This window comes from Pedobacter fastidiosus, from assembly GCF_014306625.1.
Taxonomy (GTDB): domain Bacteria; phylum Bacteroidota; class Bacteroidia; order Sphingobacteriales; family Sphingobacteriaceae; genus Pedobacter; species Pedobacter fastidiosus.
Genome location: NZ_JACRYL010000018.1, coordinates 88,225 through 98,928, shown reverse-complemented (window position 1 = coordinate 98,928; position 10,704 = coordinate 88,225). Strand labels below are relative to the sequence as shown.

The window sequence follows — 10,704 nt, the reverse complement described above, 5'->3', positions numbered from 1 at the left end:
TTACGGTATTTACTGGTAGCCGACAAAGTGATGAAATATTTGAGCGCTTTCCGGGAAACCGGAAAGCGCTTTTTGTTATTAAAGAATATGTCTAAATTGCAATCAAATCAAACGTCTTTCAACCTCATGAAAATTAAATTAAAATTGGCAATAATTGGCCTCATGGCATATTGCTCTTCCCAATCTGCAAATGCACAAGAAGGTTCTGTAAAGGTTACTCAACGAGAAAACACGAACAAAACCGTAGATTTCAGTTTCGATAAAACAGATCCAGGAACCTACACCGTAATTATGAAGTTTTCAAATTTGACGAATACTTACGGTCAAAATGAACAACTGTTTACTATAAAAGGATATTCAGGCAGATTGACCAGCTTAACCCCAACCAATAAAGAGCAGGGAATTGGATATTCCTATAATTACAGTTACATAAAAGGTAAGCTAAAACCGAAATACGATCCCAATTTTTTGTATTTGTTGCCTTGTAAAAATGGTTCTAAATTGTTTGTTGCAGAATCTAGCTTTGTTAATGCGACTTATTTCGGAAATACAACGCCAGACGATTGGAAAGTATATACTTTCTTTACAAAAGAGGAAGATACTGTTACTGCAGTTAGAAAGGGAATCGTGATCAACGTAATTGATTTATATGAAACAAATTCATCTGAAGGAGTTGCGTTTTCCAGTAGAACAAACGAAATTACTATAGAGCATGCGGATGGAACGTTGGCTACCTATAGAGGTTTTAAAAAAGGTAGTACATTAGTTAAAATCGGTCAGACTGTTTTTCCTGGCAATACATTAGGGATAAATACAAAAATGTATAATAATACTAGGTACTCTATTTCTTTGATGGTTTCTTATTTAAAATCAGCAGATTTTGAAAGTACTAAAAACAAAACTTTGGCAACTACGAAAAGCTTATACGGTTTTATCACACCACATTTCCAAACTGCAGAGGGTTCTGACGTTATTCTAATTCCACAAAAGGAATATACAGCGCTTTGTAATCCAGAAATAATTAAAAAGGAGTTTTCCAAAAAGGAACTGAAACAAGAAATTAAGTAATTTAATTGTCGTTAACCTACCTCATGAAATAAGAAGATTGTGTCGGATCTGCTATTTTTATAAAAAAATCGAAAGTTTATAGTTTGCGATATTCTCGCGTCAAAGTTTGATATTTGCAATCTTTAAATCCCATCAAACTTTAATGAAGCCTTATTTGCAACTTTTCGATTTCTCCAAAAAAATAGATTATAAAACTGAAATCCTTGCTGGCTTAACGGTGGCAATGACTATGATTCCCGAATCATTATCGTTTGCTATTTTGGGTGGTTTTCCACCATTGGTGGGTTTATACGCTGCTTTTATTATGGGCTTGGTTACTGCCGTTCTTGGTGGTAGGCCCGGTTTAATATCCGGAGGAGCAGGCGCAACGGTAATTGTAATTATCGCTTTAATGAAATCGCATGGTATTGAATATGTATTTGCCGCTGTAGCTTTGGCAGGAATTATTCAAATTATTGTAGGTCTATTCAAACTCGGCAAATTTATTCGTTTGGTGCCGCAACCCGTAATGTTTGGGTTTGTTAATGGCTTGGCTGTAATTATTTTTATCTCGCAGTTGGAGCAATTTAAGACTATAATTAATGGCAAAACAGAATGGATTAGTGGTTCGCCGTTATGGATTATGCTTGGGTTGGTTGCTCTAACCATTGCAATAGTATTGCTGTTGCCAAAAATTACAAAAGCAATTCCAGCTTCGCTTGTAGCCATAATTGTGGTTTTCGGTTTAGTTTTTGGCTTTGGAATCCATACCAAACTCGTTAAAGATATTGCATCAGTTAGTGGTGGCTTTCCGCCTTTTCATATTCCTAAAGTTCCGATAAATTGGGAAATGCTTAAAATAATTTTTCCTTATGGATTAATAATGGCTGGCGTAGGACTTACAGAAGGATTGCTTACGCTAAATTTGGTTGATGAAATTACGGAAACAAAAGGTAATGCTAACCGAGAAAGTATAGCACAGGGAACTGCAAATATTTTAAATGGGTTCTTTTTCGGCATGGGTGGTTGCCCGATGATTGCTCAAACTTTGGTTAATCTTTCGGCAGGAGCAAGGGCAAGATTATCTGGTATTATTGCTGCCCTAACAATTCTTTTGATTATTTTGATTGGTGCACCAGTAATCGAAAGAGTTCCTATGGCCGCTTTGGTAGGCGTTATGATGATGGTTGCCATTGGAACATTTGAGTGGATGAGCTTTAAAGTAATTAATAAAATGCCTCGACAAGATATTTTTGTCGGCATTTTGGTTGCGGTAATTACTGTTTGGCTCCATAATTTAGCCTTGGCAGTGCTTGTTGGAGTAATCATTTCGGCATTGGTTTTTGCATGGGAAAGTGCGAAAAGAATTAGAGCCAAGAAATATATTGATGCAGAAGGCACGAAACATTATGAAATTTTCGGTCCATTATTCTTTGGTTCTGTTGCTGCTTTTAATGAAAAATTTGATCTTTCCACAGATCCTCAAAACGTAATTATCGATTTTAAAGAAAGTCGTGTTTTTGATATGTCTGGAATTGATGCGCTAAATAAACTTACCGAACGTTACCGAGCCTTAAATAAGAAACTCCATCTTCTACATTTAAGCGAAGATTGTAAGCGATTACTTAAAAATGCAGATGATGTAATTGATGTGAATATAATTGAAGACCCATCCTATCGCATTGCGACAGAACGCTAATTAAATGGTATTGTTAATTTCATATTTGCCGAATGTTTTGGTCATGCTGCCTTTTTGCTTTTCAAAGTAATAATCTATCCTTCCTAAATTAATTCCTGCCCAACCAACTTGGTTTATAGTGGTAATTTTTCCATCTAAATTTAAAATATCTTCGGGTTCTGCCATAAAGGTGTGCGTATGACCGCCAATAATTAAATCTATATTTTTTGTTTGTTTGGCCAGTACCTTGTCTGATACTTTATTTTCTCGATAACTGTATCCCAAATGAGAAAGGCAAATAACTAAATCGCATTTTAAATCATGCTTTAAGCGCTCGGCGATTTCGTTTGATTTTTGGATGGGATCTTGATAAATGGTTTCGCCATAGTTCTTTTTTTCTACCAAGCCGGCCAAATCTATACCGATTCCAAAAACACCGATCTTTAAGCCTCCCTTTTTAAATATTTTATAAGGGAGTGTAGATTTGTTCATTATCGTATTCGATAAATCATAGTTGCTAATTAGAATCGGGAAGTTTGCATTTGGTAACTGTTTGTAAAAACCTTCTATGCCGTTATCAAAATCGTGGTTACCAAGAGTTGCAGCATCATAACCCATTTGGCTCATCAGTTTTATTTCTACTTCTCCACCGTATAAATTAAAGTAAGGTGTGCCCTGGAAAATATCGCCAGCATCCAACAACAAAACATTTTCTTCTTCTAATCTAACCTTCTTAATTAAGGTTGATCTTTTGGCTACACCGCCCAATCCTTGCATCTTTCCGCCATCCATCGGGAATGGTTCAATTCTGCTGTGCACATCATTGGTATGGAGAATGGTTAGTTTTTTGATTTCGCCTTTTGCGAAAACGTCAAATGGATTACCAACCATCAACATAGTTGTGGCAATACCTCCAGCTTTTATAAACTTGCGTCGATTAATTCTTAGTGATTCTTCCATCTAATTTTGCAGTTATAATTTTTCCCTCGCTAGTTTGGTTTTTTATGTATTTGATCAGAGCATCTCGAACTTTTAGGCCTAACACTTTTTTTTCTATTGGATGCTGCATTCCAAAAGAATCATCGCCTCCGCCAGCAATATAATCAGACGTTAAAATTGAATATGTTTTGCCTAAATCGAATGGTTTTCCACCAATCATTACTGCAGTTGCAGTTTTATCTTTAATGTTCATGGTAATCCCAGAAACTGGCTGACCACCACTTTGAGCTATAAATTTTAATATCTCCTGAAGATCTGTTCCTTTAAGCCTTAAAACAAGGAGTTCGTTTTCGAAAGGCATTAATTCGAAAACGTTAGAAAGCATTAGGTTTCCTTTTGGTAAGCTGTTTCTTAAACCGCCATTGGTACTTGGCATGGCAAAATCAATATTGGGGTCGATCTTTTTACCTTCACTTAAACAGGCATCGGCAAAGAAATTACCCAAAGTAGATTCGGCACCTTTACCTTTAAATAATACGGTATCGGTTTTACCAATTACGGCATTCATTTCTGCATCCATTTTTTGCTTGTAAGGCAAATAGGTTTTAATTATTGCAGAATCTGCAGAAACATTAGTGTTGATATTGTATTGTTGGCGGTTTGCCTTAACCAAATCGAAATGCGATTTACAAGATATAAGTAAAGCAACAGGAAGAAATAATAAGGCTTGCCAGCCTTGAAGATTTTTTTTAGTCATTGTGAATAATCTGCCATAAATATAAAATATTTGTTGCTGGCCAAGATTACTGTATCCAAATTGATAGGATATTTTATTTCAGCTACTAAATTTTGCACTAAAATGGTATTTGGCTTCTGTATGATTTTACGGTTCAGCGGTTTACTTCCTTTATGTTTTGAATGATGGTGATAAAGCTCATAAATATTCCTATTTAGGTTAAACGTTTTACTAAGTATTACTTCGCTCAACAACAAACCGTCGAATTTATTATGTTCGAACAGAAAAAATACATAAATATGGCTAATTGTTAGAGGGACATATCTCAACTATACCTCTAATTATTTAAAATTTTGATATTATTACCTTGTTTTAATTGTCAAAAATATAACATAAGTAACTTTTTGATATTTTTTTAATAAAAATGACTTTTTATTGTTAAAACGATTTAGTATATATATATATTTGATTTAACCAAATACAAAATTATGAGAATCTATAACTACTACTGTCGAAGTACCATTCTTTTTACTCTGCCACATACTTTGCTGTTTCCAAAAAAATAAATTTTTCTTAAATCATTTTTTTACCATTTAAAGATCCATTAACTATGCGATACTTAGGGGTGTGCCTTGTGCTTTTTGCCGCGCTAACGTTAAACGTTTTATCAAGCTTTGCAATTAGTAATAAGCCTAACACAGGCCGAACATTTAATTATTCTCTCTTTCAGGACACGACAAAAAACAAAAATTTGCCGGAAAAGGATTCGTTGAGAATAGACAGTTTAGCACAAATTAAATCTAAAACTCTTTACAACAGACTTGCTGGTGGAGTTAAAAAAGACACGAAAGATTTATCCATCTTTCCTGCAATTTCTTTGCAACAAAATTTAAAAGGAAATTACGCTGGATTGTATATTCAAGAGCCATCTGGCGAACCTGGATCTATTCAGAATATGTTCATTAGGGGCGCTCCAATGCCGCTTTTATCTAAAAAGGATCTTTATGATGCGCAACCTCTTGTTGTATTAGATGGAATTCCATTGGTGCGTGAGCATCCTTTTGCTTTCGATACGCAACAATTTGACTTTAACAGAATCGGTCCTGCAACCAACTTATTGGCAGGTATCGATTTAAATAACATTGCTTCTATAGAAGTACTGAAAGATCTAGCTTCAACTGCTATTTATGGTCCAAGGGGCGTAAATGGCGTGATTGTTTTAACGTCTAAAACAGCAGCTGGTAAATATCGCTCTATATCTTTCAATTCTTATATAGGAATGGTTCAAAAACCATTTGTAAATACGATTAATGGTAAATACGAAAATGAGTTTAGACAACGCTTTTACGATCTTTATACTACTAATGGTAGATATTCTGATGATGAAGAGTATCCGGTATATTTAAGTGATTCGTTAAATAATGTATATAGTGGTAAATCTGATTGGACAGATTTGTACTATAAAAATGCTTTGATTTATGGTGTTAACTTTTCACTCTCGGGCGGAACGGATAGAGCGAATTTTAGATTTGCTTTAGGAAATACCAAAAGCGAGGGTGTAGCAGATCAAACGGGTATAGATCGTTACAGTGCAACTTTCAATATTAATATGAGGCCGACAAAATGGTTGTTATTCTCAACCATGATTAATGCCAATAGGTTAAATCGCAATAGAAATAAATCTCTTCGCGATCGTTTTGCACAAATAAATTATTTTCCAGATTTAAGTGCACCACTTTCTCCTAATAAAGATTATTACGCTTCATACATAGATGCCTATTCCAAAGGTTTTGATGATAACAAAACAAACAGTATCCAAGGTTACGCAAAGTTAGAGGGAACTTTCGGTAAATTTAAGATTACTTCATCATTCAATGCTGATTATAGTGAGGGCTATAGAGATATTTTCTATGCAAGAACGCTTTTGCAGGGTAATAGCTATGCATCTAATTATTATGGTTTCAGCCAAAGATTAATGATGGATAACAAAGCTACTTATGATTTAAATCTTAATAAAATTCATGATTTTCATTTTGAGTTAGGGCAATCTATGCAATGGGATATTTATAAGTATAACAACGCTTACGCTTATAAAGGTGTAAACGATTACATCAAAATTAACTTATTGCAATCTGATCCTAATGCGCCTAATTACTTAACTCCATTGGCTTTCCCAAGAGAGTTGAGTTACCGTTTTGTTGATAAAACTGAAGATAATTTGTTGTCATTTTATGGAAAGGCAGATTATTCCTTCAGCGATAAATATTTCTTCTCTGCTATATTACGTTTAGATGGTTCTTCGAATGCGCAACCAACAAGTCGTTGGTTTTATTCGCCAACCATTTCTGCTGCATGGAACGTAAAAAATGAATTATTAAAAGATAGTAGATGGATTGATGATTTAGTATTACGTGCGAGTGTGGGCCGAATGGGTCGTCCGTTTAGTTACGATAATTATGCTCAAGGACCACAATACACCGCTTCTGTAGGTTACACTGGTAACTTAACTGTTCCAGGATATAACGCATTTGGTGTATTAACCCGTACTTACCAATTTGGTTGGGTAGGTTATGGCGTGCCTTGGTCGTATTCAGATCAAATTAACATCGGTGCTGATGCATCTATGTTAAAAAATCGCCTGCATGTATCGCTAGATGTATATAGTAAAACTGAAAAAAATCAATTAATTGGTATTCCAGCATTTGCAGAATATGGTTATAAGCAATCTATCGAAAGTGGAATGTCTGTTAATAATATGGGTGTCGATTTAACCATCAGCGGTCAGGTAATTTCTAGAAGTAAGTTTTCTTGGAATTCTGCGCTAAACCTAAACCATAATGTAAACGAATTAAAAGCATTGCCACGAGGTTTAGATCAATTGGTTATTGGGAACAGATTTTTAAAAGTTGGCCAACCGGTAGATCAATATTGGTTATTGGTTAACAACGGAATTTATAATTCAGATGCTGAGGTACCTGTGGTTAATGGCCAAAAATTAAAATATAAAGGAATTGTTTTAAAAGCAGGTGATCCACGTTGGCAAGATCAAAATGGAGATAATACTATAGACGACAATGATAAGGTATTAAAAGGGCATTCTTTACCTACAGTTGCTGGTGGTTTTGATAACAACTTTAAATATGGTAACTGGAGTCTTGGTACAAGCCTTTATTTTAACCTAGGTAGAAAGTTAATTAACCAGGAAATGGCTAACCGTTTCGATTTCGTTAATCGCGAAGGTAATACGGACATCACTTCGGTAAAAGAAATTACTTTTTGGGAAAAACGTGGCGATTATACAAAATACCCACTTTATAACCCGTGGAGTACGGTAATTCCATATCGTGCAGATCAAGACCTTTTCTTGGAAAATGCTTCATTCTTAAAATTAAGACAAGTGTCTTTAGGTTACGAACTGGGCAATTTGCTTAAAAAGAAAAATATTAAAATCAGCAAATTATTTGTGTACGGTTCAGTGAGCAATATTTTCACAATTACACCTTACACTGGCCAGGATCCTGAATTGGTAAGTTATGATGGAATTGATACAGGATATGGTCAGCCAATTCCAAGAACATACACAGTAGGGGTTAAAATGGAGCTATAAGATGGAAACAAGAACTAACAATACATCAAGCAAGATGAAAAATATATTATACATACTTCTGATTTCTTTGGTTGCCTTTTCTAGCTGTAATAAAGCTTTAGAAACCGACTCTACCAGAGTAGTGGGTGAAAAAAATGCTTGGAATACAGTGGAGGATGCTCGATCTGGAATCTTAGGTGTTTACGCTTTAACGCGTGCCGCTTTATCAGATAATGATGGACACTGGATTTATGGTGATGTGAGAACAGGAGAGTTTTTAAGTCCGAAACGCCAAGATTTAAAAGCCGTGATCGGCAACAATTTAAATGCTTCTTACCCTGTAATCGAATCGCTGTCAGATTGGACAAGGTTTTATGCAATCGTAAACGGAGCAAACGTTTTTTTAGAAAATGTTGCTCACGTAAAGGAAACAGATAAGCGTTATACGGCCAATAACATGACTGTTGATATTGCACAGGCGAGATTTTTAAGAGCTTTTGCTTATTTCTACATGGTTAGAATTTGGGGTGATGTTCCTTTTATTACTTCTTCTGATGAAGGAAACTTTACTAATAAACCGCGTGAAAGTCAGGCTAGAATTTTAGCCTGGGCAGAACAAGAAATGTTAAAAGCATCTATAGATCTTCCTTTTATTTACAGTGGAGGCGATGTTCAACAACCAAGTGATTATTATAATGAAAATTCTACCAGATGGGGTGGTGCTTTAGCAACAAAGAATACGGCTTATGCAATCTTGGCTCATTTAGCCGCGTGGAATGGTGATTATACCAACGTTTCTAAATATGCCAAATTTGTAGAAGATAACTATGGAAGAAGTGGTGGAGGTTTCACATCCAGTACAGATTTATCAAATTCTAATGGGTTTTTCTACAATAAAAATACCAGACAAATGTTTGGCTTCAACTCCGATTATGGCCACGTGGATGGTTCATCAACTGGGCACATTGAAGAATTAACTTTAGCTGAGCCCATTACAACTAAATCAGTACCTGATATTTATTTGCCTAAAGATTCAATTTTAAAATACTTCAATGTTGCAAAAGATCAAAGATTTGCTGTTGATAGTTTGGGTCAGGCTAGATACGATGGAAGATATATTACCAACTTAAACGGAAAGTATCCAATCTTTAGTAAAATCAAGGTAATTCAAGGTGGTGGAACCGATCCAAACTTCAGATACTTCACCAGCGCATTAATTTTTACCCGATTAGAAGATATTGTGTTGTTAAGAGCTGAAGCACTTTCAGTTTTGGGTGATCAAAATGGTGCTTTAACTGAATTGCTTAACGTAATGGTTAGAAGATATGACGACGGTTTTTCTATTGATACGAATGATATACTCAAATTGATTTTCGAAGAGCGTCATCGCGAATTATTGGGAGAAGGCTCAAGATGGTACGATTTGATTCGCTACAATAAGATTAAACAAAACGATGCCAAGTTCATGAATCTCATTAATTCTGGTGGAATTTATTGGCCGGTATCAAGAAAGCTAATGTCTCAGAATAGTTTATTAACCCAAAATGCTTACTGGCGCTAATTATAAAAGGATATGAAAAATTCAAAAAAATACATGAGCGCATTAGCAATTTTACTGTTGCTCACTATAATAAACACAGCTTGTAAAAAGAATGGAGGATTTTACGAAGCACCAGAAGAAAATGTAACGTTTACTGGAAATACTTACGAGTATTTGAAAAGCAAGCCGGGTGTTTTCGATTCATTAATCGTAGCTATTGATAGAATGGGTTTAAAAAAGACCTTAACTGATAGTAACGTAACCTTATTTGCAGTAACCAACCCAAGTTTTCAATTGGCTTTGCGAAATCTTAATACACTTAGAAGACAATCAGATAAGGATCCTCTTTTTCTAGCCAATATTGATGCAGTTCAATTGGATACCATGACCTCTTATTACATTATCAGAGGAAAGAAAACTACGGATTCTTTAAAGCTTCAAGACGGTTTAAACTTAAGCAGCGTACATATAGGTTATCCTATGCACGCTAGCATCACTAAAAGTTCTGCATCTGGTCAAGTTGCTGCAGGTCCGGAAGTCATCAATTTTGATAATACCAAAAGAAGCAAGTTTGTTCGCAATTGGGCAACCAGTACAACATCATCAAACAACATCAAAACTAAAAATGGCGTAGTACACGTAATAAGTGCCGATCATGTTTTTGGCTTCAATGAATTTGTAACCCGACTAACTTTTGTACCACCACCACCAAACTTGTATTTAGAAATTGGTGGTATATTTTCATCAAACCGCGAAAATGGTGGAGGTTTAACCAGTGGAGAAAATTCTAGAAAAGTAATTGATGGGGATGATCATACCAAGTTCCTAGCCGATTTGCAAGGAGAGTTGTGGATGAGATTCGAACTTAAAACACCGGCAGTTTCATCGGTTTACACACTAACATCGGCAAATGATGCGAACGAAAGAGATCCAAAAGCTTGGACTTACGAAGGTTCGATGGATGGTACAAATTGGGTAGAGCTTGATAGAAGATCTAACTTCTTCTTTGAAGAAAGATATCAGCAAAAAGTATTTAGATGTACCAACACTGTAGCTTATAAATTTTATCGCATTGATATTACCGAATTAAGAAATAGTGGAACTTTCCAATTGGCAGAGTTTACAATAAACAAAACGAAATAAGTGATGCGATATAGAAACATTAAAATAAATACTCG

Annotated in this window: 7 protein-coding genes; 5 read left to right on the top strand and 2 right to left on the bottom strand. The window is 35.2% G+C overall.

From position 1 onward, the window contains the following. The first annotated feature begins 126 nt into the window (after positions 1 to 126). Positions 127 to 1,068: a M23 family metallopeptidase gene (locus H7U22_RS17995; RefSeq protein WP_187072730.1), complete on the top strand. Its 942-nt coding sequence runs from the start codon at positions 127 to 129 to the stop codon at positions 1,066 to 1,068. Between the two features lie 142 nt (positions 1,069 to 1,210). Continuing rightward, on the top strand, positions 1,211 to 2,746 hold the full coding sequence (locus H7U22_RS17990) for a SulP family inorganic anion transporter (RefSeq protein WP_187072729.1): 1,536 nt from the start codon (positions 1,211 to 1,213) through the stop codon (positions 2,744 to 2,746). On the opposite strand, the gene H7U22_RS17985 is transcribed toward H7U22_RS17990, so the two are convergent. Beyond that, positions 2,747 to 3,685, bottom strand: coding sequence for a bifunctional metallophosphatase/5'-nucleotidase (locus H7U22_RS17985; protein ID WP_187072728.1), 939 nt, complete (start codon positions 3,683 to 3,685; stop codon positions 2,747 to 2,749). Beyond that, positions 3,663 to 4,421, bottom strand: a complete 759-nt coding sequence (locus H7U22_RS17980) for a 5'-nucleotidase C-terminal domain-containing protein (RefSeq protein ID WP_187072727.1) — start codon at positions 4,419 to 4,421, stop codon at positions 3,663 to 3,665. Before H7U22_RS17980 ends, H7U22_RS17985 begins: the two co-directional genes overlap by 23 nt. Before the next feature lie 730 nt (positions 4,422 to 5,151). Here H7U22_RS17980 and H7U22_RS17975 point away from each other — a divergent pair. From H7U22_RS17975 to H7U22_RS17965, 3 genes are read left to right on the top strand one after another with little or no spacing between them, the layout of a single operon-like run. Next, a complete protein-coding gene (locus H7U22_RS17975; protein WP_248284793.1) occupies positions 5,152 to 8,007 on the top strand; it encodes a SusC/RagA family TonB-linked outer membrane protein in 2,856 nt (951 codons plus the stop codon). Between the two features lie 34 nt (positions 8,008 to 8,041). Continuing rightward, positions 8,042 to 9,547, top strand: coding sequence for a RagB/SusD family nutrient uptake outer membrane protein (locus tag H7U22_RS17970; RefSeq protein WP_248284792.1), 1,506 nt, complete (start codon positions 8,042 to 8,044; stop codon positions 9,545 to 9,547). Positions 9,548 to 9,559: 12 nt separating this feature from the next. Then, complete coding sequence (locus H7U22_RS17965) at positions 9,560 to 10,669, top strand: discoidin domain-containing protein (RefSeq protein WP_187072724.1); 1,110 nt, start codon at positions 9,560 to 9,562, stop codon at positions 10,667 to 10,669. Positions 10,670 to 10,704: the final 35 nt, after the last annotated feature.

Bases quoted from the DNA above. Each gene is read 5' to 3' on its own strand.
- H7U22_RS17995 (WP_187072730.1), top strand. From the start codon at position 127: ATGAAAATTAAATTAAAATTGGCAATAATTGGCCTCATGGCATATTGC.
- H7U22_RS17990 (WP_187072729.1), top strand. From the start codon at position 1,211: ATGAAGCCTTATTTGCAACTTTTCGATTTCTCCAAAAAAATAGATTAT.
- H7U22_RS17985 (WP_187072728.1), bottom strand. From the start codon at position 3,685: ATGGAAGAATCACTAAGAATTAATCGACGCAAGTTTATAAAAGCTGGA.
- H7U22_RS17980 (WP_187072727.1), bottom strand. From the start codon at position 4,421: ATGACTAAAAAAAATCTTCAAGGCTGGCAAGCCTTATTATTTCTTCCT.
- H7U22_RS17970 (WP_248284792.1), top strand. From the start codon at position 8,042: ATGAAAAATATATTATACATACTTCTGATTTCTTTGGTTGCCTTTTCT.
- H7U22_RS17965 (WP_187072724.1), top strand. From the start codon at position 9,560: ATGAAAAATTCAAAAAAATACATGAGCGCATTAGCAATTTTACTGTTG.